The 25498-nt window shown below is 35.7% G+C and carries 18 protein-coding genes; 10 read left to right on the top strand and 8 right to left on the bottom strand.

Annotated elements, in window-relative coordinates; all coding sequences use genetic code 11:
- Positions 1-24: 24 nt before the first annotated feature.
- Positions 25-1077, bottom strand: a complete 1053-nt coding sequence (locus G5B32_RS09435) for a LacI family DNA-binding transcriptional regulator (RefSeq protein WP_165291297.1) — start codon at positions 1075-1077, stop codon at positions 25-27.
- On the bottom strand, positions 1067-2275 hold the full coding sequence (nagA, locus tag G5B32_RS09430) for an N-acetylglucosamine-6-phosphate deacetylase (RefSeq protein ID WP_165291296.1): 1209 nt from the start codon (positions 2273-2275) through the stop codon (positions 1067-1069). Before nagA ends, G5B32_RS09435 begins: the two co-directional genes overlap by 11 nt.
- 414 nt (positions 2276-2689) lie before the next feature.
- Here nagA and G5B32_RS09425 point away from each other — a divergent pair, with 414 nt between their 5' ends.
- The 6 genes from G5B32_RS09425 to G5B32_RS09400 all read left to right on the top strand — a co-directional run bounded on the left by G5B32_RS09425 (position 2690) and on the right by G5B32_RS09400 (position 11137).
- The gene (locus G5B32_RS09425) at positions 2690-3214 is read left to right on the top strand and encodes an RNA polymerase sigma factor (RefSeq protein ID WP_165291295.1); all 525 of its coding nucleotides are present in this window, start codon (positions 2690-2692) and stop codon (positions 3212-3214) included.
- Positions 3215-3330: 116 nt separating this feature from the next.
- On the top strand, positions 3331-4395 hold the full coding sequence (locus G5B32_RS09420; protein ID WP_165291294.1) for a FecR family protein: 1065 nt from the start codon (positions 3331-3333) through the stop codon (positions 4393-4395).
- A gap of 16 nt (positions 4396-4411) precedes the next feature.
- Positions 4412-7438, top strand: coding sequence for a SusC/RagA family TonB-linked outer membrane protein (locus G5B32_RS09415; RefSeq protein WP_165291293.1), 3027 nt, complete (start codon positions 4412-4414; stop codon positions 7436-7438).
- A 21-nt stretch (positions 7439-7459) separates the two neighbouring features.
- Positions 7460-9109, top strand: coding sequence for a RagB/SusD family nutrient uptake outer membrane protein (locus G5B32_RS09410; protein ID WP_165291292.1), 1650 nt, complete (start codon positions 7460-7462; stop codon positions 9107-9109).
- 3 nt (positions 9110-9112) lie between these two features.
- Positions 9113-10123, top strand: a complete 1011-nt coding sequence (locus G5B32_RS09405) for a metallophosphoesterase (RefSeq protein ID WP_165291291.1) — start codon at positions 9113-9115, stop codon at positions 10121-10123.
- Between the two features lie 306 nt (positions 10124-10429).
- Entirely contained in the window at positions 10430-11137 is a 708-nt protein-coding gene (locus tag G5B32_RS09400) for a LuxR C-terminal-related transcriptional regulator (protein WP_165291290.1), read from the top strand.
- A 393-nt stretch (positions 11138-11530) separates the two neighbouring features.
- Here the strand turns inward: G5B32_RS09400 and pgi are convergent, their stop codons facing one another.
- Entirely contained in the window at positions 11531-13177 is a 1647-nt protein-coding gene (pgi, locus tag G5B32_RS09395; RefSeq protein WP_165291289.1) for a glucose-6-phosphate isomerase, read from the bottom strand.
- A 92-nt stretch (positions 13178-13269) separates the two neighbouring features.
- Here pgi and prfB point away from each other — a divergent pair.
- A protein-coding gene (prfB, locus tag G5B32_RS09390; protein WP_165291288.1) for a peptide chain release factor 2 occupies positions 13270-14353 on the top strand; the annotation gives its coding sequence in 2 pieces (ribosomal slippage) (positions 13270-13329 and positions 13331-14353; 1083 coding nt in all).
- A gap of 62 nt (positions 14354-14415) precedes the next feature.
- Here the strand turns inward: prfB and G5B32_RS09385 are convergent.
- The 5 genes from G5B32_RS09385 to G5B32_RS09365 all read right to left on the bottom strand — a co-directional run bounded on the left by G5B32_RS09385 (position 14416) and on the right by G5B32_RS09365 (position 19192).
- Complete coding sequence (locus G5B32_RS09385) at positions 14416-15969, bottom strand: Rne/Rng family ribonuclease (protein ID WP_165291287.1); 1554 nt, start codon at positions 15967-15969, stop codon at positions 14416-14418.
- A 305-nt stretch (positions 15970-16274) separates the two neighbouring features.
- A complete protein-coding gene (locus tag G5B32_RS09380; protein WP_165291286.1) occupies positions 16275-17111 on the bottom strand; it encodes a tetratricopeptide repeat protein in 837 nt (278 codons plus the stop codon).
- A 14-nt stretch (positions 17112-17125) separates the two neighbouring features.
- Complete coding sequence (locus tag G5B32_RS09375) at positions 17126-17419, bottom strand: HU family DNA-binding protein (RefSeq protein WP_132777778.1); 294 nt, start codon at positions 17417-17419, stop codon at positions 17126-17128.
- A 205-nt stretch (positions 17420-17624) separates the two neighbouring features.
- Positions 17625-18689 (bottom strand): aminotransferase class I/II-fold pyridoxal phosphate-dependent enzyme, encoded by a 1065-nt coding sequence (locus tag G5B32_RS09370; RefSeq protein ID WP_240899040.1) that lies wholly within the window; start codon positions 18687-18689, stop codon positions 17625-17627.
- Positions 18690-18733: 44 nt separating this feature from the next.
- Positions 18734-19192, bottom strand: coding sequence for a hypothetical protein (locus tag G5B32_RS09365; protein ID WP_165291285.1), 459 nt, complete (start codon positions 19190-19192; stop codon positions 18734-18736).
- A gap of 216 nt (positions 19193-19408) precedes the next feature.
- Here G5B32_RS09365 and G5B32_RS09360 point away from each other — a divergent pair, with 216 nt between their 5' ends.
- From G5B32_RS09360 to G5B32_RS09350, 3 genes are read left to right on the top strand one after another with little or no spacing between them, the layout of a single operon-like run.
- Positions 19409-22564 carry a SusC/RagA family TonB-linked outer membrane protein gene (locus tag G5B32_RS09360; protein WP_165291284.1) on the top strand — a complete coding sequence of 1052 codons (3156 nt, stop codon included), beginning with the start codon at positions 19409-19411 and terminating at the stop codon, positions 22562-22564.
- A gap of 7 nt (positions 22565-22571) precedes the next feature.
- Complete coding sequence (locus tag G5B32_RS09355; RefSeq protein WP_165291283.1) at positions 22572-24401, top strand: RagB/SusD family nutrient uptake outer membrane protein; 1830 nt, start codon at positions 22572-22574, stop codon at positions 24399-24401.
- 10 nt (positions 24402-24411) lie between these two features.
- Complete coding sequence (locus G5B32_RS09350; protein ID WP_165291282.1) at positions 24412-25371, top strand: discoidin domain-containing protein; 960 nt, start codon at positions 24412-24414, stop codon at positions 25369-25371.
- Positions 25372-25498: the final 127 nt, after the last annotated feature.

The following is a 25498-nucleotide window of genomic DNA, read 5'->3' as shown; positions in this document are numbered from 1 at the left end:
ATAGGGTAGTTTATAGTAATCATTTTAATTATCGTAGTATTTATAATTGTACTGGCTTATAATATCGATTGGCATGAACGTTTTTTGTACCCCCTTCTTTCCAAATTTTACATAATTGAACAGAGAGAGTAGCGCTTGATAACCTTGCTGTATGGGTTTATGACAAATCAAAAAATCAATGACATTTTCTTCTAAATACTGCAGGTTATCCTCTAAATAGTCAAACCCAATTAACAGTATATCTTCGTATAGGCCTTTAGACTTCAAATAGGAAGCTACACTTGATACCCTCGAATTGGTCACAAATATTACTCTAACTTTATGATGTTCAAAAAAACGATGCAATTCACGATTAATAACCTCACTTTCTGTCGAACGTATATCTAGCGTATGGATTTGTCGTTTCTTATGAGGTTTAAAATAGGAGATAAATGCTTCCTGCTTGATATAAAGATGATGCTCAGGATATAATTCCTTGGAGATATTTACAATCAATATAGATTCTTGAGGAGCAGAAGAATATTGAATCAAATTTGCTGCAACCAGCCCGCTTTGGTAAAGATCTGGCCCAAAATAACCTATAGGACTAGCTTGACTTAGATCAGAATTAATCAACACATAAGGAATTGCGTTTTCCTCACATTTAGAGATTAATGCCAGAGTCTCTTGCTTAAACATTGGCGCAATAAGCAAACCATGTAATTCGTTGAAATTTAAATTTTCCTGCAATGCATTAAATGACGCGATATCATTTTGGTCAAACAATAGGATCTCTACCTCTATGCCATATTTTTTTATTTCCTCAATCGCATCGCGTATACCTTGCAATGGAGCCTGCCAATAGGTAGATTCCTTTGATGATTTTGGGATGATAGCTTTGAAATATTTAATATTTTTTTTGGTTAGTGATTGGGCAATAATATTAGGTTCATAATTGTATTGCTTGATTATCGCTAATATCTTTTCCTTTGTCTTTAAGGACACACCTTCCCTATTATGCAGCACTCTGTCCACCGTACCGATAGAAACATTCGCCAACTTCGCTATATCCTTTACACCTAAACTTTTAGGATTCATTCGAATTAAAATTTAATTTGTTATACTTTATGTGTCCCTCCACAATCGACAAATAGACATCTATATTATCATCAAAAACTACTACATCCGCATCATATCCCTTCTCTATCTTACCTTTACGGTGTGCAAACCCAAGGATGCGAGCTGGATTTTCGGTTATCATTTTTATTACCTCAGGGAAAGATGCTTTAGTATTATTTAGGAAATTTCTAACCAGCAAATTGGCTGTTGCAATGCTTCCAGCAAATGCAGAGCGATCGGCAAGTTTAGCCACACCATCCTCTACTATTACTTCGATACCATCGTGCAAACTTCCCAGAATACTTTTGTTAACATGGGTTCCAGCAGCGCGCATAGCATCGGTAATTAAAACTATTCTTTCTGAACCTTTTATTTTGTAAATCAGCTCCAGTAAAGGTTTGGGCAAATGCACCCCATCGGCAATAACCTCTACATCTATTTCATCTATCAGATAACAGGCTTCCACAGCTCCTGCATATCTGTGAGCATTCTTTCTTGTCACGCCCAACATAGCAGAATAAAAATGAGTGGCTAAACGATAACCGTGGTCAAAAGCAAGTTTTATGTCATCATACAATGCCTCAGTATGTGCAAAGGCTGCTATAATTCCTCTATCAGTTAGAAAATCTCCAAACTCTAACGCTCCTGGTAATTCAGGAGCTGAACTCCATCTAATTATATGAGGACTCATTTCCACTATACGAGAATATTCCTTGTAATCCGGATTGCGAATATATTTGGGATCCTGCGCACCGCGCTGATTCATCGCAAAATAAGGACCTTCTAGGTGAAGACCTAAAAATTTAGACCCTTTAGAATTATGTAAATTTGCCTGTTCATATACGGTGAGGACTTTTTCCAAATGTTCTGAATCCGCGGTTAAGGTTGTGGGGCACATACTGGTAGTACCATATTTAATATGTGTATTAGCCACGCCTAAAAAGGATTCAACATTTGCATCCATAAAATCATATCCACCACCACCATGAATATGAATATCTATAAAACCAGCAGATATATATTTGTTGGCAACATTAATTTCTAGCGTATCTTCACTCACTTGAATATCGCCCACACCATACTGCTTAATTACGCCATCTTCCATGTAGCAATAAGCGAACTCCAATATGCCATTCGCGGTTATTAACCTACCATTATATAGTAATAATTTAAACAAGATGTTAAGTTTATAATTTCGTGTACGTACACGAAATTATAAAATACCCTTTACTATACCAAATTTTAATATGATTATTCTCTTAGAGATAATACTTTGGTTAGTTTTCACACTAGACACTATGTAAATAATTATTTTGTGTGAATTTTTGTCTCGAACAATAAATTCATATATTTAACATAAATCATAAGCAAATAACACGCTATATGGCATAACCAATATATAAACAATTCCATTTCAGCATTTTTTTAAAATATAAAAAGCTAATAATAAAATGAAATATTATGTTGTTGAATACGATACTCAACAATTTATATGATAGATTTTTAATTAAGTAACCAAGATTTAAAAATGATTTTTTCTTAATATTCATTAAACTTTTAATTAACTCTACCTAGATACATTTGCCTTGTAATGAATCTAATTGCATCCATACAAAAAGATAATGTCCATGCGTTTTCGCAGGTATATGAAACCTTTCATCGCGAAATTTATGGTTTCATTTTTCAACGCACTAAATCCGAATTTTTAGCAGAAGAAGTAACGCAGTTAACTTTTATTAAGGCTTGGAAAAATAGAGCCAAATTGAATCACACATTACCCATAAATATTCAATTATTTGGTATTGCAAAGCAAGTTATGATTGATGAACTTCGCAAAGAAGCGAATCGATTTAAATATGAGGGAGAAGCTGCAGCAACCCCCTTTACAGATAACCTGATAAAAGCATTAGAAAGTAAAGATCTAATGCGCTTAATTGATGGAGACATTGCCAACATGCCTCCTGTTAGACGTCATGTCTTTGAACTTAGTAGAAAACAAGGTTTAACACATAAAGAAATTGCTCAAATGCTGAATATCTCTAACAAAGCAGTTGAACAACATATCAGTAAAGCATTACTCCAGCTTAAGCAGCATTTATACTCAATAATGCTGTAATAATAATAACCACCTGAAAACCTTTCTTAAAGAAATACCTCCTACGCGACTTTTTACGTCGAATAAAAAATTTGATCTCGAGCTAGGGATAAGTCTTTGATAAACGTAATATGTATATGAAGGACAAGAAAAGGCTAACCAATAAAGAATTAAAACAATCAATCTGGCGCAATCAGGAGAAGATAGTTGACAACCTATTCGATATCAATCAATGGGAAAATTATCAATCTGAAAAAGATAATAATATTCCTTCGGATCAAATGTATAATAAGGTCAAAACCGAGATTAACAAAGATACGATTGCGCAATTCGATAAACGTGACAAAAAATATAAGATCTATAGTCTAATAAAATATTCCGCAGCAGCTTGCCTTATGCTATTTTTTTCTTGGGTCTTTTACCAACAGCTGAATCATAAAACGATTAAAAACACGGATCTATCAGCAAATTATAGCCTCCCTGTAACGAATGAAGATATTTGGATAACCCAAGTCAATACAACTCAAGAAATTAAATGGATATACTTACCAGATTCATCAAGAGTAAAATTATATCCATCATCTGAAATTAGTTATCCAGAAGTCTTCTCAGCAATAAACCGAGACATACGGTTGAGTGGTAAAGCTTATTTTAACGTGAAAAAAGACGCATCAAGACCTTTTAGAGTATGGAGTGATTATACAAAGACGACTGCACTAGGTACGTCCTTTACTATTGATGCATTTCCAAATAAGCAAAATACAACCGTTACTTTGCATACTGGAAAGATTGTTATCAAATCTGTCAAAGAGGATTCCAAATTTGATGAAATCTATATGAGTGAAAAAGGTGAAAAACTCATCTTTAATAGTGCTACCCATCATCTAAGTCATATAAATCCTACATCAATAAATAAAAATAATCAGATCGAAAATGTTAGCGAAGAATACGCATCAGCAGTAGTAAAAATGGATAAAATTTCTCTTCCTGAAGCTGTCAATGTTTTAAGTCGTCTTTATAAAACAAAAATTGTCATTGAAAACAAATCACTTGACCATATAACTTATACAGGCTCGGTAGATACGCGTACCGAAAACTTAGAAGATGCCTTAGAGGTCATCTGCCTAATTAATAACCTAGAATGGCGTAGAACCCAAAACGGGATCTATCACATCTACAAAAATAAAAACCACCAAAACTAAACTTAAGGATTAAAACATGCTTAAAAACCAACTAAACCCATTGCCAAAAATGGCTCTAATCGTTCTCACATTAATTTGGAGTAACTTTCTTTATGCACAACAAGAGCAAGTTAAAGGTGCTACACAGGATGAAAATGGACAATATCTTTCTGGCGTAAACATAAAAGCACTAAACACTAAAACTGGTAATACATTCAATACCAGCTCATCAAACAAGGGATTATTTTCTTTCAGCAATTTGCCTGAAGGAGGATCCTATCAGTTTATCTTTAGTAGCGTAGGCTATCAGAGCGATACCCTTTCTGGATATACAATCAAAAATGGACAACAAATCGCATTGAGTGTAAAATTAATGTCAGTGAAGAAAACCATTGATGAAGTATATATCGGATATGGAGTGACAACCAAAAAAGATCTTACAGGTTCTATAACCTCCATAAAATCTGAAGACCTCAATACTGGAGTCTTTAGTAATGTAGGTCAATTATTACAAGGCAAAGTTCCGGGATTAGTAATATCAAATAATAACAGTAATCCTAACGCAACACCTTCTGTAACCTTACGCGGTTCATCTACACTACGTTCTGGTGAAGCAACAGAACCCTATTACGTAATTGACGGAGTACCCGGAGCCTCTTTAGCCCTTGTATCTCCGCAAGATATTGAAAGCATTGATGTATTACGTGACGCTTCGGCTACAGCGATTTACGGTTCTAAAGCAGCCAATGGTGTTATTATTGTGACGACTAAGAAAGGAAAATTTGGTCAATCTGCCATTAACTACGACAGTTATGTCGCTATGGACAAAATTGCTAAACGTTTAGAAATGATGAATGCTCAGCAGTATAGATCTTACATCAACGATAATGGCTTTTCCATGGAACCTGTAGATGATACTGGAGCGGATACAGATTGGCAAAAAGAGGTGAGCAGAATAGGAGTCTCCCACAACCATAATGTTTCCATCTTGGGGGGGAGTGAGAAAACAAAATATAGCGCAAGCATCAATACCTTCAATAACCAAGGTGTTATTAAAGGTACTGATCTTGACAGACAAATCGCACGCGGTTACGTTCAGTCCAAAGCTATGAATGACAAATTAGACATGTCCTTTAATGTCAATATCAGCTTAACAAAGCAAAATAATGTACCTGCACAAGGGCAAGGATTAAGCGTATTTGATGCGATGTATTATTACCTACCCTATTCCCCACTTAAAAATGAAGATGGAACCTGGTTTGAAAATACGCCTCGTTCACAATATGCCAATCCAGTTTCGCTAATTGAAGAAAACATCCTTCTGTCTAAGACGAAATTAATTCAAGGTCATGCCAAATTGGGCTATCAAATCTTCGATGGGTTAAAATATAATTTAGACCTGTCGTTGCAAAATAGACAATTCAACTACAACGAATACAACAGCTCATTATCCATGATAGCGCGTAACATGAACGGAAGAGCGACTCGAGCTGCTGTAGAAGATCAACGTAAAGTCCTCGAAACCAATTTGGCTTATGACAAAACGTTTGCTGGTCTGCATAAGATTAGCGCATTACTAGGATATTCTTGGGAAGAATCTAATAATAATGATGGAATTCAGCTTTCGGTTTCTGACTTCTATGGTGACGATCTTACCTATTACAATCCTGGAATGGCAAATGTCATTAATAGAAATGGCTTTGGAGGATATTATTTATCGACCCTCCGTATGATCTCCGTTTACTCACGTCTGAATTATACCTTCAACAACAAGTATATCTTGCAGGGTACATTGCGTCGAGATGGGTCTTCTGCTTTTGGATTAAATAACCGCTGGGGGACTTTTCCTTCTGTATCGGCAGCATGGAAAATTTCTGAAGAAGATTTTATGAAAGATAATACTTTATTTAACGAACTCAAACTACGCGCAGGTTATGGAGCCAGCGGAAACTCTCTGGGCTTTGATGTTTTTACAGCAAGATCGGTGTATGGAGCATCTGTTACTGACTTTGAAAACAGTCAAGGACAGATAGTACGTACATTGAAAGCATTAAGAGACTCCAATCCAAACTTAAAATGGGAAAGAACCGATATGTTAAATATAGGGGTAGACTTCTCCATATGGAGCAACAGACTGAGTGGATCTATAGAGTGGTACGATAAAAATACGACTGATTTGATATATAGTTTTGCTGTTTCCCCAGTAATATATCCATCAGGTTATCTTACTGCAAACATTGGAAAAATAAACAATAGAGGTTTTGAAGTTAGTCTTAATACAATTCCTGCAAAGACAGATAATTTCGCGTGGAATTCGGGAATTAATCTTTCTCAAAATAAAAATATTGTTAAATCTATTTCGAACGAAAAGTTCTCTTCTCAGTTCATCGAGTTAGCCTATTTAGATGGAGCTGGGCAATCAAATGCGAACCAGCAACGTCTGATGGAAGGTTATGCAATAGGCCAATTCTATACTTGGGAATGGGCTGGATACAATGAAAATGGCGTATCTACATTTTATGTTAGAGATGAAGATATGGGAGAAAGAACTGGAGAAACAACTATTACTCCCGAACTCAAAGACAGAACCTTCACAGGAACTGCACTTCCTAAATTTACGCTAGGTTGGAATAATACTTTAGCATACAAACAGTGGAGCGCTTCCATTCTATTTCAAGGTGTATTTGGAGGAAAAATTATGAATGCTACAAGAGCAAGACATTCTAACGTCGTAGGAAATGCTGGAAACAAAAATCTGTTGGCTGAAGTAGCAAACACCGAAAAGCCAACGGATATCAATGCACATTATTTATCTGATCGATATCTAGAATCTGGCGATTATTTACGCATTTCTACACTTTCATTTGGATACACCTTTAAAAATTTAGGAAACCAAATTAAAAACATTCGTCTCGCTGCGACAGTAAATAATCCTTATGTATTTACAAAATATAAAGGATTAGATCCTGAAGTCAATCTAGGTGGACTTGAACCAGGTATTGACAATAGACAAACCTATCCACGCACGCGTACTTTCATGTTTGGAGCAAACTTTAATTTTTAATTTTTAATGGACACTAAAAAAATGAGACATATAATAAAACCGTTCGTTTTCACAGCTTTATCATTTTCTATATTAAGCTGTACAGATTTAGATGTTGACATAAAATCACAATTTACCGAATTTCCTGACAATGAGCGCGCTGCCGAAGCGATATCAGCCGATGTATACACAGCGTATCGCGGAGCGATGGGAAGAGATCATTGGATGGTACAAACCTTATCAGCTGACGAAGCAGTAAGTGTTTCTATGGGTTCAGATTGGTATGACGGAGGGCAATATAGACAATTTCATGTCCACAACTGGAATGCAGATAATGGCATGTTAACCAATATGTGGAATTCTGCCATCGTTGGGATAGTAAATAGCAATAATGTATTAACCATTATTAATAATGATGAAGCGGATATTGCAGCCCCAATTCGTGCTATGCGTGCGTTCTACCATTTTATTTTAATGGATAATTTTGGAGCTGCTCCTATACTAAAAGGTAGAGTCGAGGTTCAACCAGATAGATCTCCAAGACCTGAAGTATGCCGATTCATTGAGTCGGAATTACTGGAAATAAAAGATAAATTACCCACTACTGTAAACTCTAGTACATACGGAAAAGTAACCAAATACATGGCTGAGGCATTACTCGCTAAGCTGTATTTAAATTGGTCGGTGTATACTGCACAAAATGTAGAAGATTATACACCAAACGCATCGAACGAAAAGCTGCAAGAAGTAGTAAAAATGTGCGACAATATCATTGCTTCCAATCAATTTAACCTCACTAGTCATAAATTCTTAGAAAAATTTCGTCCCGATAATGGCCCTCAAATCAAAGATTTTATTTTTGTAATGCCCTACGATAAAGAAAGTCAACAAGGGATGACATTCTCACGCTTTTGGATACACCGTAGTGCCCAAAATCAATTTGCAAATCTACCACAAAGTGTGGGAGGAACTTTTCGTGTATTACCCACTTATTTAGATAAATTTAATTTAGCTGGAGACGAACGTAACGCGTCATATATTGGCGGAAAGCAATACTATTGGAGCAACTATCAAGAAGACAGAACTAGACCATTTTTAATTCGAACTTCCAAAAAGGGTATAGACCAAGATTACGTGGGCGCAGATGCTGATGCGCAATTTGAATGGCAATTGGAGCTAACCAGAGACATTATTCTTCGTCCCGATGGAGCGGCTACGCTTAATGTTGGGAATGATCAAAAAGGTCGATCAATGGGATATAGATCTATTAAATTTTACATGGATGTAAATGTAACTTCTGCTCATCAACGTAATCAAAGTAATGACGTGCCAATTTTTAGATATGCAGACATTTTACTAATGAAAGCTGAAGCCATTTTACGTGGGGCATCTGCGACAAATGGCGAAACGCCAATGAGTTTAATCAATCAAATACGCAGTTATGTTAAAGCTCCTTTGCTAACTATAGCCCCTTCCTTACAAGATTTGTTAGATGAGCGTGCAAGAGAATTTGCAGACGAATCCTGGAGACGTAATGATCTTATTCGTTATGGAAAATTTGAAGACAAATGGGGATTTAGAGATTTATATCCAGCAGGATATACTGAGAAATTCAGACGCATATTTCCTGTTCCAACAACAGTCCTGAATCTGAACAATATATGGAAACAAAACCCTGGCTACGTAAATTAAAATATGAAGAGACGACAATTTCTGAAAAACACCATTAGTACAACTATAGGGACAGGTATAGCAACTTCTGCCCTTGCCAATTTATCATTATCACATCACATAACTAATATAGACAGTAAAGACATTGATGCAAGATCTAATTTAGAGCAGGAAGGTTTACTTAATTTCGTTGCAATAGGCGATTGGGGCCGTAATGGCGCTGACCATCAGTTACAGGTAGCCAAACAAATGGGCGATTGGGTCACCAATCATCCCAATGATTTTATTGTGTCTACTGGAGATAATTTTTATCCAAGTGGTGTCATTAGTGAACACGACCCTCTTTGGCATTATTCCTTTGAAAACGTCTATACTGATTTTGCTTTACAATGGGATTGGTATCCAATTTTGGGTAATCATGATTATAAATCTGACCCTGACGCTCAGGTTCGGTATACTAAAATCAGTAGACGCTGGAAAATGCCTGCTCGATATTACAGCAAAACTTTTAATCTTAAAGGTAAAGGAAAGGTGTTGATAGCATTTATAGACACAAATCCTATGATACCTGAATTTTATAAAAACAGTGAATACGGCCCACATGTTGCAGGTCAGTATCCCGAGAAACAATTAGAATGGTTAGACAAATTGCTATCCACTCAAGATCCCAATATAAAATGGAAAATCGTAGTGGGACACCATCCAATTTATACGGTTGGGCCTCGAACCAACAACTACGATACCTTGGCTGTAAGAAAAGTTTTAGAAGTGGTGCTGCAGAAAAATAAAGTAGATGTTTATCTTTCAGGACATGATCATTCACTACAGCATATAAAAGTTGAGAATATGAATTTTCATCAGTTTGTTTCGGGCTCGGGATCAGAAGCCACTCCCGTCAAAGCAGGTCTGGAGATAACAAAATTTGCAGCTTCGGATTATGGTTTTATGTATTTTGCAATAGATGATAAATGCATTAGTGCAAAAGTTATCAATCATCAAGGAATAAAACTTTATGATACCACAATTCATAAATAAGCAAAAAACATAATATGCTATATATTAAATTGGGAGACCTTTTAGGTCACCCAATTTTGCTTTGTACCTTCTTCTAAATTAAAAACTATCTTCCCTTTTGAATTGATTATAAAGCAATTAATTAGTTTTTTTTTATATTACCTTTTGCTCTCCTCAGGCTGTGTAAAAATCTATTGTATAATAAATACATATTTATTATTTCATGTTCAGATACATTCACAAATTGCAATAAAATATTGCTTTTGAAGGAATATTTTAACCAAAAGTCTTATATTAGGAATACCAATTAGATTTCTTAAATAACTTATGAGCAACACCGATCATACACTCCATGAATTAAGCGAAGCATTAAAAAATAACTCGCTACATATAAAAGATATTGCAAATAAAATTCCAGCCTCATTAATGATTCATGATATAGAAGATAATAAAGTAGTAAAATGTAGTTACATGAATGATTGGGGCTGTAGATACTTACAAACAACTGCTCAAGAAATTAATGAATTAGGAGAAGAATATTATAATCGGTACTTTTTTATTGAAGAAATTAAAGATTACCTTCAAGATATTTCAAAATACATTGCATTTGATCAAATAGATAGTCAATACAACTTTTTTCAACGGGTAAAGCGTCCCGGTAACGAAGATCCAGAATGGTTTTTTACAGTCTGTAAATTAATACATGTAGATACCATTTATCCAAATAATAAAAAACTCATAGTTATATCCTCTCCAGTAATTGGATTTAATAACTTAATAAATCGAGTAAATAAAACTTTAAATTTAGAAGGATATATAGGAAATAATTATAGAAAGTTCGCTCTATTAACAACTCGGGAAAAACAAATTTTGAGCTTACTTGCACATGGAATGTCCACCAATGAAATTGCAGAGACCCTTTATATCTCGCAATTTACCGTATCAACACATCGCCGGAATTTAATAAAAAAAATAAACTGCAAATCATCCACTGAACTACTAAGGTTTGCAATAGCTTTTGAGTTATTTAAATAAGTATAGGATTGAAGCTCCCTTAATGGTCTCTAGGAACTTGAATTTCAATATCACCTTGATCTCCTCTGACCTTTTTACTGGTGTGTGTTCCTATCTTCAATACGAGCAGGTTTATCATAGCCTAAATAACCATCTAATTCTCCTTCTAGCACCTAAGAGACTGCTCGACCTTGTAACTTTCTAAAGAATTTTTACATGTCGGAAACGTTTTAAAAAATCCTTACAAACTATTTGTTGTTTAATAATTATTCTTTGCCCCGTCAAAATAATAAAATTATGAAAATAAAAATGTGGAATCCAATCATTTACGAACTCCACATTTTTCTTATTTACAAACTTTTGAAGAAAGTGTCGAATAATTATTCTATTCACCTCTTATTAAATTTTAATATCTTATCTCCAAGATTTATATTGATTGATCAATCCATTTGTTGAGCTATCATGTGATGCCACTTTTTCTGCACCACTTAATTCTGGAAAAATCTTAGAAGCTAATTGCTTACCCAACTCTACTCCCCATTGGTCGAAACTGTAAATATTCCATATTATACCTTGAACAAAAATCTTATGTTCATACAAGGCAACTAAAGTACCTAAAGATTTAGGAGTAACTTGCTTCAAAAGAATAGAATTTGTCGGTCTATTTCCTTCGAATATTTTATAATTTTTAAGTTTCTCAATTTCTTCTTTAGATTTCCCCGCTTTTTCGAATTCAGCTATAACTTCTTCTTCGGTTTTGCCGTTCATTAAGGCTTCCGTTTGAGCAAAGAAGTTGGATAGCAACAATTGATGGTGATTACCAATCTGATTATGCGAGATAGCTGGCGCAATAAAGTCACAAGGAATTAATTTTGTTCCTTGGTGAATCAATTGGTAAAACGCATGTTGACCATTTGTGCCAGGCTCACCCCAGATAATTGGACCAGTTTGGTACTCGATACGGTTTCCATTACGATCTATGTATTTTCCATTACTTTCCATATCTCCTTGTTGGAAATACGCGGCGAAACGGTGCAAATATTGGTCGTAAGGCAAAATAGCATGACTCTCAGCCTCAAAGAAATTATTATACCAGATTCCTAATAAGGCTAAAATAACCGGGATATTTTCTTCAAATTCCGTAGTACGGAAATGTTCATCTGCCTCGTATGCACCTTTTAATAATTCTTCAAAATTATCGTATCCAATGCCTAAAGCGATAGAAAGACCAATAGCTGACCATAAAGAATATCGACCTCCTACCCAATCCCAAAACTCGAACATATTTTTAGTATCGATACCAAAAGCCGAAACTCCCTTTTCGTTGGTACTCAATGCTACGAAATGTTTTGCTACATCAGCTTCTACAGCACCTGATTGCAAAAACCAATCTTTCGCAGACTGTGCGTTAGCCATAGTTTCCTGCGTTGTAAAGGTCTTAGATGCAATTAAAAACAATGTAGTCTCAGGATTAACTTTTTTCAAAGTTTCCGCGATATGTGTACCATCTACATTGGATACGAAATGAAGATTTAAACTTGTTTTATAAGGTTTCAATGCTTCCGTAACCATTACAGGACCTAAGTCCGAGCCACCGATACCAATATTAACAACATCCGATATTTCTTTACCCGTAAAACCTTTCCATTCTCCAGAAACGATTTGATTTACGAATTCTTTCATATGTGCTAATACGGCATGAACTTTAAGCATTACATCTTCACCTTCCACTATAACAGGTCTATCAGACTGGTTACGTAAAGCGGTATGCAAAACTTGTCTGCCTTCGGTTACGTTGATTTTTTCTCCATCAAACATGGCTTTTATCGCCTCATCTAACTTACATTCTTTCGCCAATTGGATAAGTAAAGCTATAGTTTGTTCGTTTATTCTATTTTTAGAATAATCTAGTAAAATATCATTGAATGTGATGGAGAATTTTTCGAATCGCGCAGGGTCTTCGGCAAATAATTCTTTTAAAGTCTTTTCATTTAAGGTGATGTAGTGATCTACAAGATATTTATAAGAGGAAGTTTTCGTAAAATCTATATTGGGCAACATGTTTAAGTTTTTATTTGACAATAATTTAGTAACAAATATACAGCAAAAAGGTTGAATTTCTAATTTAGCATTATACTTACTACCTTTGAAACATGACCAAAGAACAAATTCAAGACTTGAGGGATAGAGTAACGTCCCTAAGGAGGCATCTTTGACATTGATGCGAAGAAGGCAGAGATAGAAAAAGATACTCAAATCACGCTTCAATCCAATTTCTGGGATGCTCCAAAAGAAGCAGAGAAAATATTACATGGAATTAAAAACTTAAAAATCTGGACGGATCACTTCGATAGAGTAGCTGCTACTGTTGATGATGTAGCTGTTATGTATGAATTTTTCCAATCTGGTGACGCTAGTGAACAAGATGCCGAAGAGCAATATCAATTGGCTCTAACGGAAGTCGAAGAACTAGAGTTTAAGAATATGCTTAGTGCTGAAGAAGATCAGCTAGATGCAATCTTACAAATCACAGCAGGTGCAGGCGGTACCGAATCCTGCGACTGGGCCTCGATGTTGATGCGTATGTACATTATGTGGGGCGAAAAACACGGTTGTAAAGTAACCGAACAGGATTACCAAGAAGGTGATGTAGCCGGTATCAAAACCGTAACACTACAGTTTTCGGGAGATTTTGCTTACGGTTATTTGAAAGGTGAAAACGGGGTCCACCGTTTAGTACGTATCTCACCATTTGATTCCAATGCAAAACGTCACACCTCTTTTGCTTCGGTATATGTTTATCCTTTGGTGGATGATAATATCGAGATTGAGGTGAAAGATTCAGAAATTGAATGGGATACATTTCGTGCTGGTGGAGCAGGAGGTCAGAACGTAAACAAAGTGGAAACAGCTGTACGCCTACACCATAAACCGTCTGGAATCATTATCAAAAACCAGGAATCCCGTTCGCAATTGCAAAATAAAGAAAATGCAATGCGTTTGCTGAAGTCACAATTGTACGAAATTGAAATGCGTAAACGCGAAGAGGCTTCTGCTGCTATTGAAGGTTCTAAGAAGAAAATTGAATGGGGATCGCAAATCCGCAACTACGTCTTACATCCATATAAATTGATTAAGGATTTAAGAACAGGAACCGAAACATCAAACACCCAAGCGGTATTAGATGGAGATTTGGATGAATTTTTGAAATCTTACTTAATGGAATTTGGAGGATAATTTCTCTAAGATCATAAAAAAAGCTCCGTAGAATCTACGGAGCTTTTTCAATTTCTTTCATCTTATAACTTAATCTCTTCATCTTTCTGATTGAAGAAATGAAATTCTGTCAAGTAATAGGATTGAATAGATTTCACCTTAATCCATTTACCGTATTTAAAGAACCATGTCAATCTACGAGAAATCAATCCAGACGTAATGTAGGCGCCTATGTAAGGATGTACACACAATGTTACTCCTTTTTCGTTTTGTTCCTCTAGGATAAAACTTAAGTTATTCTCTATATCGTCAAGTAATACAATACTTGATCTTATTTCTCCCGTACCATCACAAGCCGGACATTTTTCGTTAGTCACGACGCTCATTTCTGGACGCACACGCTGACGTGTGATTTGTACCAAACCAAATTTACTTGGCGGCAATATCGTATGACGAGCTCTATCCTCGCCCATACATTCTTTCAGGTAAGTATACAGATCTTTACGATTTTGCGGCTTGTGCATATCAATAAAATCGATGACCACAATACCACCCATATCGCGTAAACGCAGTTGACGAGCGATTTCTCGTGCTGCTTCTTTGTTTACTAAGAGCGCATTATCTTCCTGATTTTCTTTACTAGCAATTCGGTTACCACTATTTACATCGATGACGTGCAAAGCTTCTGTATGCTCGATAACAAGGTATGCACCCCCCTGTAAATTAACCGTTTTGCCGAAAGACGCCTTAATTTGTTTTTCAACGCCAAAATGGTCAAAAATAGGTTCTTTGTGTTTATACAATTTGACTATTTTTTCCAATTCCGGTGAGATCTCCTGTACATATGATTTTACTTCCTCATATATAGAAGAGTCATTGACATGAATATGTGTAAACTCATCCGTCAAAATATCTCGTAGAATGGTAGAAGCTCTATCCATCTCCCCTAAAATCTTTTGAGGAGGTTCTACATTTTTAAGGCGTTTGGTAAATAATTCCCATTTCGCAATCAAGTCTAAAAGGTCTTTTTGAAGTTCTTCAACTCCTTTACCTTCCGATACGGTACGAATAATAACACCAAAATTTGCTGGTTTAATACTCTCCACAATCTTTTTAAGACGTGTACGCTCGGCACTAGCTTTGATTTTTTTGGAAATGGAAACCGAACTTGAAAAAGGTACTAATACCACAAATCTACCTGCAATAGACAGATCGGAGCTCAATCGAGGTCCTTTTGTTGATATTGGCTCCTTTGCTATCTGTACCGGTATTAGAACATTACGGTTAAGTACGTCCGATATTTTGCCGGCTTTATCGATATCCTTTTCAAGTTTCAGACTATTCAGCAGATTCTCTTGATAACTGCCATTCTTTACTACTCGCGTTAGCTTAAGTAAGGATTGCACTTGAGGTCCTAAATCAAGATAATGCAAAAAAGCATCTTTGTCGTAGCCTACATCTACGAATGCTGCATTCAATCCTGGCATAATTTTCTTGATACGGCCAAGATAAATATCTCCAACCGAAAAATGACTGCCAGCCTGCTCTTTATTTAGTTCTACAAGTTGCTTGTCCTGTAGTAAAGCAATAGTCACTCCATTCTCAGGAGTCGAATCGATAATTAATTCCTTTACCAACAGCTACTCAAATTTTGGGATATTGACACCTCGCGCATCAATATTAACTCCCTATGAAACATAAAAACTTGTTTAATGAAAAAATACAATCTATGAATATAACCGAAGTTTTTCATAGATTGTATAATGTCTTTTTGGGATTGAATAAATCTTAGAAGACTACCAACAAGAACTATTTTTTCTTGTGTCTATTTTTTCTTAAACGTTTTTTACGCTTGTGAGTAGCCATTTTGTGTCTTTTTCTTTTTTTTCCGCTTGGCATAGCTTTAATGTTTTTAAATAATGTTAAAAAATTCTGTTAATTATTATTTACTCAATTCTTCTATCTGACGATCAATGTATTGAGATAGGGTCGGATCAGCAGCTAACTCTTTGCTCTTTGTATAAGCAGCGATAGCTTCTGACTTTTGACCAATTTTTTCGTAAGCTGTAGCTAAATAGAAATACGATTCAGCGTCAGCCTTTATTTCTATGACGGTCTTAAAACGGTCAATCGCACGATCAAACTGTCCAGACTGCATTGAAAACAAACCTAATGTTTTATTAGCATCTAAGTTTTTCGGATCGGCCTGCACCACTTCACGTAATAAAGCAATACCTGCCATCGGATTATTAGAACCTGTTACCAATGAAGCACCAAGACCAGTCTTAGCCGCTAAATTGTTGGCATCCAAATCCACTGCTTTCTGATAAGATTCTATAGCCAATTTGTTCAACGCAGATGCTAAAGCAGTATCTTGTTGATTGGTATATCCCTCTCGAAAAGCATCACCCGACTTCACCCAATAGTCCAATTTTGGTTTCACCTCAGCCATCTCTTTGTAGATGAAACCTTGCGGAATAGGTTTGGCCAAATCCTCCCACTTAGAAGCTAATGACTGCAACAAAGAAACTTTCTCTTCTCCCTCTGCTTTCTCTACTTGGCCTTCTAAAGCCGAAATTTCTTCAGCGATAGCGGCATTGATTCCTTGTTTAGCTAGTTCAGAAACACTTTTCAATGTATACATTGAAGATGATTCATCGGTAGCTGCAGTAGTGTTTTGCTCTTGCTTATCTACCAAACCCTTAATAGGCTGCGCTAACAAGGCACCTATCATCACCACCACGATTACGACTACAACAATTTGTTTGGTATTAAGCATAAAGCGAAATTAAATTATTTTTTTACTTTATTACCATTTTTTACTTTTTCTACAAAAACTTTTGCAGGTTTAAAACTAGGCACGAAGTGCTCAGGAATAATAATAGCTGTGTTTTTTGATATATTACGTGCAGTTTTCTCTGCTCTTTTCTTTACCACGAAACTCCCAAAACCTCTAACATACACGTTCTCACCTTCAATCATCGCATTTTTCACAACCTTGAAGAACGCTTCAACCGTTTCTTGTACATCAACCTTCTCTAAACCAGTCTTGGTAGAGATTTCTGCAATAATTTCTGCTTTAGTCATATCTAATAATCTGTAATAATTTATTTCTCCACTACCCACATTTGGGGATGCAAAATTATCGTTTTTTCATGATGTTTAAAAATATTTTGAAGTATTTATCAAACATATTTTTTTCATAATCAAACGTTTAAGCATATCACCTATCTCTACCATATTCAAAATAGTCTGCAAATCTACAATTATTTAGTTGATTTTCAAACTTTTATTAAACATGACTCTGTAAAACCTCTGTTAGCTTTTGTATATCATTTTCACTGTGTAGTGCCGAAATAACGATTCTATTTAACAATGGACTTGTAGGTAATGGGTAAGGAAAACTTGAAATAAGTATATCATTCTGACACAAATGGCGGTATAAATTTGAGTTAGTGGAGGTAAAAACAGGGAAAGTTGCAACATAATTAATACCCCAGGAAGGCTTAACGATAGAAGCAAAAAACGCTAGATTCTTGTGGAGTTTATCGAAAGCTTCCTTATAAATATTTTCCCCCTTTACTAAAGCATAGATAAAAGCCGGACTACTTGGCGAAGCCCCCATAAAAATTGGAGATTGTTTTATTTTAGCAATTACTTCCTTATCGCCTAAGACCAACCCCGCATCGGTTCCCAATCCTTTAGCCAAAGAAGCCACTACGACCACATTAATATGCGTAAAGGTCGACAAAGCGGAGATATTAGCCGAAATTGAATCTTTATTAACAACTCCTAAACCATGCGAATCATCTAAAATTAATATAACTTTCTTAGACAGCTCAATATTTTTTAGAGGAGTGAAATCGTATAACTCTGGTTTCAGATTGTCTATTGCATTTGCAATTATCACAAAGTTTTCTTCGGATGAATCATTAATCTCCTTTACGACTAAAGTAATCCATTCATTAAAATCATCCGCCAACACATTTGGCTTGTCCGCAATCCATAATGCAGGATGAGAATTTGGAGCATAATAGATTTTTCCATTCAAAGCCAAGCTTTTGACTGTCGCTTGTGCAGCCAAATATCCACTAGAAAATAAAGCCGCATCAGCATATCCAAATCGGGTAGCCAAGACAGCTTCTGCCTCATCATATATTCCTAATTGTACGTTATTAGATCGAGAAGTCCCATTATTTAATCCATACAGTTGTATTCCTTCATTTACCAAGAGTTGGTATTCGGGATTTACCAATAAGCCTAAATATGCAGTGCCGCCAAAAAATAAGTATTCCCTCTGGTCCATGGCAATGATACGACCTGTTGGCTGATGTAGATGTCTAAATGAATTCATCATAGGTTCAATTTGCAAGCAAATGTAGTCATTCAGAAAAATTAAGACTAATACAAATGATAATTCAACGGAAGATTCAATCCCAAACTGAAATTAAAGCCTTTGATAGGTGGAAGATTATCCTTTTGCTTTAATTCAAAACCATATCCTGCACCGACCTCAACGATATTGAATAAGCCAACACCGACTTTTGGAGATATAGTATAAGGAGTAATTTCAGTTTTGATAAAAGGCCAAACTCCCTTTGCACTTAAATAGTACGTAATGCCCAGTTCGGGAATTAAATACGCTTTTTTATGCTCGAAAGTTAAGTTCGCCCCAGCATCAAACCTTATATAATTAGCATATCCTATATCTGTTAATCCCCAGAAGGAAGCCTTTAAAAAACTTTTCTCTTGATATTGATACCCTAATGAAGGTCCAACTATCCAATTGGATTTTTTCACTTGCTGTGCATAACTAATATTAGATAGTATTAAAAAGATAAAAATCCAGAATATTCTCATGTCAATAATTTTATTTACCAATTGTAAAGATAACTTAAATATGAATGCCTATAGATTTTGTTTAAAACAGATATCACCACAAAAATTAAACACACTATTACATTATTTTTTTAAAAAACATGTAATCAATTGTCGTAGTTTAAAAATATCTTCGTAATATTACTTTATGTGTAATTATTATCCCACAATAATTGCACCCAAATTATAAACTATCTTATGAAAAAAAGTAAACCTATCAAAACCCCATGGAAGAGGAATGTCATGCGCTCTCCTCAATTTCGTAGATGCTCAGTAATAGCTGTATTATTATGTAATACTATTATTGCTCATGCAATCGATTCCGAGACAGTAGGTCGATCAGCCAGCATATTGTTCCAACAAAGTAAGATTTACACAGGTACTGTTAAAGATGTTAGTGGAATCATATTGCAAGGTGTATCAATCTCCCTAAAAGATCAAAAAAATGCATTAACCTCAACTGACATTAATGGTCGATTCGTTGTCGAAGTCGAAGCAAAATCCATCCTAGTTTTTAAACTGGTGGGCTATACCCCAGTTGAAGTTCCACTTGATGGAATTCAGAATAATATAAGTGTAACCCTGACTGAAGATTCTCAAGGAATAGACGAAGTGGTTGTAGTAGGATTTGGAACGCAAAAAAAAGAGAGTAATGTTGGTTCACAATCTACAATCAAACGTGCTGAATTAAAAGTGCCCGTTGCCAATTTGTCTACAGCAATAGCGGGACGTCTGGCAGGTGTAGTAGCAACACAACGCAGCGGAGGACCAGGAAGTGATGGTGCTAACCTATTTGTACGTGGTGTAGCAACTTTTGCTAGTTCTCCACAAACTCCTTTACTCATAGTTGATGGTGTTCCAGATCGAGATATTAACAACATTGATCCCGAAGATATTGAGAGTTTCACAATACTAAAAGATGCAACAGCAACAGCAGTATACGGTACTAGAGGAGCTAACGGTGTAATCATTATCAATACACGTAAAGGTAAAGCTGGCAAACCATCAATATCCGCAGAAGTACAACAAGGGATAACTGGATTTACCTATTTACCTGAATTCGTAGATGGTCCTACTTTTATGGAATTATTTAATGAGGGTCTCACTATGCGTGGTAAAAATGCGTTTTATAATGAGGAAAGAATAGAAAAACATAGAACAGGAGAAGATCCAGATTTATATCCTAATGTGAATTGGTATGAGGTTCTTTTCAATGATAACGCGACCAACAACCGCTTAAATGTAAATATAACTGGCGGAGCTGATGTAGCCAATTACTATTTATCTTTAGGCTATTACAATGAGACCGGTCAATTCAAAACAGAAGATATTGACACCTATAACTCTGCGTTAAAAGAGGATAGATTTAATTTTACAAGTAATTTGACTGTAAACATCACACCAAGGACAAAACTTGATTTTGGATTAAATGGCTATTTGAAAAATTACAACGAACCTGCACGTGGTAGAAACAGCATTTTTGCGCTAGCTACTGAGGCATCCCCACATATTATTCCTGTGCAATATTCTGACGGATCATGGTCTTTTGTTAGAGGGGCTTCAGAAAATCCTTATAAAGCATTAACACAATCTGGTATTAACAATAGATATGATAATGTCGTACGATCCAATCTAAGGCTTACTCAAAATCTTGATATGATAACCAATGGTCTAAGCACAAGTGGTCTATTTGCATTTGATGTTTTTGGCCAAACAATACTTACTAGAAGTAGAAATTTACCTTCCTATTTTGCCGAAGGAAGAGATACGGAAGGGAATCTAATATTAACCAACACCGGAACAGGATCTCCTGACTTGAGCTTTAGTTTAAATAGGTCATCAACAAGAAGACTGTATGCAGAGGCATCATTAAATTACAATCGTGAATTTGGCTTACACGATGTTGGTGGCTTATTACTTTTCAACCAGTCAGACTATTCAGACGCGGGTTCAGGTGTTAACTCATACCAAGCTGCTATACCTTACCGAAATCGAAATCTGGTAGGAAGAGCCACATATGCTTACAACAGAAAATATCTATTTGAAAGCAACTTCTCTTATTCTGGCTCGGACAACTTCACACCAAATAATCGATTTGGTTTGTTTTCTTCCTTAGGACTTGGCTGGGTTGTTTCTAATGAAAGGTTCTTTGAATCCGCAAAAGATTATATCCAACATTTAAAATTAAGATATTCTTACGGTACTTCCGGAAATTCTAATACCTCTGATCGTTTTCTATACTTAACTCGATACAGTCAGTCAGGTGGTTCTTATAATTTTGGTACTCCTGGTTCACAAAGAGGGTATACAGGATATATAGAATCCCTATTACGTGGTGATGTAACATGGGAAACATCATATAGACATAATGTTGGAGTTGAGTTTAATGCTTTCAATAATAATCTACAAGTTATTGCAGAACTGTTTAAAGAAGACCGAAAAGGTATTCTAATGCCTGGAGATAACATTCCATTTGTTTCTGGATTCAACGCAGGAAATATTCCCTACAAAAATATTGGTGAAACAGCAAATAAGGGTGTTGATCTTACTTTGGAATACAATAAACATATGTCCAATGGATTCTTTATGGCACGTGGAACAATGAATTACAACACAAACACGGTTGTAATGGACAACAAACCGCCTTGGGCATTTCCATACTTAGATCGTGAAGGACACCGCATTTCACAACGATTCGGATATATTGATCAAGGCCTATTTAAGTCAGAAGAAGAGATTGCAAATTCAGCAACACAAGCTGGAGATGTTCGTGTAGGAGATATTCGATATAAAGATTTAAATGGTGATGGTATTATTAATTCGAACGATCAGACAGCTATTGGATATGGATCTACACCATTATTAACCTATGGTATCACGCTTGGAGGAGGTTACAAGGGTTTTGACTTAAGTCTATTTTTCCAGGGATCCGGAATGGTTGATTTGAACTATTCAAGTGGACACGCGGTTACGCCTTTTTCCCAAGGTGCGACTTTCGGTAATATGTATACTAATTTGTTGGATCGTTGGGATTCAAATAATCCGGACAAAAAAACTCTTTACCCAAGATTATCCACAAACGAAACTGTGACTACAAACTACTATACAAGCACCTGGTGGCTAAAAAGATCTGATTTTATACGTCTTAAACAGGCAGAATTTGGCTATAACTTTGAAAATAAATCATGGTTATCTCGCGTGGGTGTTGCAAAGATGCGAATTTATGCAAATGGAACTAACTTATTTACCATTTCTCGATGGGACTTTTGGGATCCAGAGTTGGGTGACGGAAGGGGAACTGCATATCCAATAACAAGGGTATACAATGTCGGATTAAGATTGAACTTTAAATAAGATTACTATGAAATTTAATTATAAAAAAATAACGTTTGCCTTACTGTTGGGGATTGCTACAATAACACATAATAGCTGTAACGATAAATTTTTTGATGCCCAACCAGACAATTTATTAAATATTGAAACTATTTTTTCAAATCGTGCGCAAACTGAGAATTATTGGGGAGGACTATATGCACGTATTCCTGACATTTGGGATCAACCGTATGCTTTTTACTTTTCATCAATTACAGATGAGATGGATATTTCAAACTGGCAAGAATTCGCACAAAATTCAGGCGCACTTTCTGCCGACAATGTAAACACCTCATATGTAGATTATTATAATAAAATAAGGCAATGCCAGATTTTTATTGATAATGTTGATAAATGTGATGAATTATTAATAACTGAAAATGGTCCTACCATAGTAAAGCAGTATAAAGCTGAAGCAAAATTCTTACGCGCCTATTATTATTGGTTAGTAATGAAAATGCATGGACCTGCAGTGTTGCTACCCATGAATGTAGATGAAGCAGGTGCTGATAATTATCAAATTCCAAGAAGCTCTTGGGATGAGTGTGTAACGTTTGTACTCGACTTAATTAACGAAGCATTAATTGATTTGCCAGTAGAACATTACCAGCAAAACACCTCTACACCTGATGGCTCTCAATTAGGACGTATAAATAAAATGGTAGCTGAGGCATTAAAATCTGAAATTACACTATTTCATGCTAGTCCATTGTATAATGGGAATACAGATTTAGCCAATTGGAAAAATCTTGATGGTAAACAATTAATTAATCAATCATACGACGCTAGTAAATGGAAAGCTGCAGCAACACAAGCAAAGGTTGCTATTGATTTAGCATTGGCTAATGGTAAAGATTTATTTGTGAGAAATGGCAACAGTACTTTTGAAACAGGATTTCTTTCTACACGAGATTTATTCTGGGATGGTTATCAAAAAGAGGGAATATGGATAAGGCCAAGTACTCAAAGAGAACAGTGGGAGAGACATGCTTCGCCAAGGGCTGTTGTAGGTACACCATATAATGGTTTAGCAGTACCACAAGAATTAGTTGATGATTTTAGAATGGCCGATGGTAGTACGATAAGTCAGAGTGCAACTTATAATGAAAACACATACGTAAATGCAAATACAGATTATTACGTATCTGGCACAAATACAATGTACACCAATAGGGAGCCTCGCTTTTATGCATATATTACCTTCAATGGATCCAAAATCCCAGGTGTTGCAAAATCTGGTATGAATCGCGTAGAATATTATTCAACAGGAAATTCAGGAAAAAATGGCGCTCCTCGTGACTGGCCAAAGACTGGTTACACTGCTAGAAAAAATATTCATCCAGGATATGGATTTAATCCATCTACTACTACAAATAGGGTTGCTATGTTAATCAGACTATCTGAGCTTTACTTAAATTATGCGGAAGCATTGAATGAGGCAGAGCCAAATAATCCAGATATATTAATTTACCTTAATAAGATACGTAACCGAGCAGGATTACCGTCTTTAGCCTCTGGTTTATCTCAAGCTCAGATGCGCGAGCACATAAGAATGGAGCGTCGTATCGAATTATGTTTTGAGGGTAAGAGATATTTTGATGTTAGGCGATGGAAAGTAGCAGATCAAGAGGGCTATTATCAAGGAGGAACCATCACAGGTATGGATATGTCAAAGGGGACACATCTAAGCGACCCTGCATTTCATCAACGTGTCGTTGCTGTAGAAAGAGCGGACTGGAACGATAAAAATTATTTTATGCCTTGGCATCAAATGGAAATTGATCGAAACAAAGCTTTAGTCCAAATTCCTGGTTATTAATTTAAAAATCATGAAAAAATTAAATAAATCATTATTTATCATCTATGTAAGTTTCACCGCTTTGTTTTCGTGCAAAGAAAGCGTTCCGACATATGACCAATTAAATGATACGCGTGAGCAAGCGTGGTTAAGTGTACAGAAGGCAGCAAACGGTCAACAAGATTTAATTTTGTTTCCTCAAGTTGAGGAACGAAAAGATGTATTCAGAGTAAATTATGGTGGTGTCGGTTACCCTGCTGAAGATTTGAAGATTACAATTTCACAAGATCAAAAAGCATTAGATAGCTTAAATAAAATTAGACAAAACAGAGGTCTACAACCACTACTGCCTTTTCCTGCTGATGCGTTTTCGCTTGACATATCCAGCACAGATATTAAGTCAGGAACGACCAGCTCTGAATTTATAACTTTAACGTATAAACCTGAAAAATTTGACCTAACAAAGGAATATATGCTTGCTCTTACAGCGAGTAATAATCAAGGTTATAAATTTAGGGAGGGCAATAGCACTATTTTTTATTATGCAGCAGTTGTTGAAAGACTAAAACCTAAAACTAAGTGGACGGCAAAAGTTTCAACAATTCACACAGGAGAATCAATTGGTATACCTGGAGCAATAATAGACGGCAATATAAATACGTTTTGGCATACTCCATATGGTAGTGGATCACCAAACTATCCTCATTGGGCTGAGATTGACTTTGGGGAAGAAATATATGCTACTAAAATAGGAATTACCAAAAGGCAAGCGAATTCTACAGGCTTTAAAACTTTTGATATCTTAGGAAGCCAAGATGGTACGACTTGGATAACATTAGTTTCCAATCAAGTTATGCAACAGTTCAATGACGAAATGCAAATATTCGAAATTACCCCCCAATATTTGAAAAAAATCAAGCTAGATCTAAAGGACTCTTTTGGTGGCCAAAATTACACACATTTAGCAGAAGTTGATGTGATGGGGTATTAATTTAAATACAAATAACGCGTTTTAGAGAGGTTGGAAAAATTGATTTCAACCTCTCTATTAATTTATAATAAATTGAAATAATCATATTTGATTATTCAAAAAATCCAAAATAATCTCATTTTCTAAT

The sequence above is a fragment of the Sphingobacterium sp. SGL-16 genome (assembly GCF_011043515.1).
Taxonomy (GTDB): domain Bacteria; phylum Bacteroidota; class Bacteroidia; order Sphingobacteriales; family Sphingobacteriaceae; genus Sphingobacterium; species Sphingobacterium litopenaei.
This window is presented reverse-complemented; position numbering and strand designations above follow the sequence as displayed.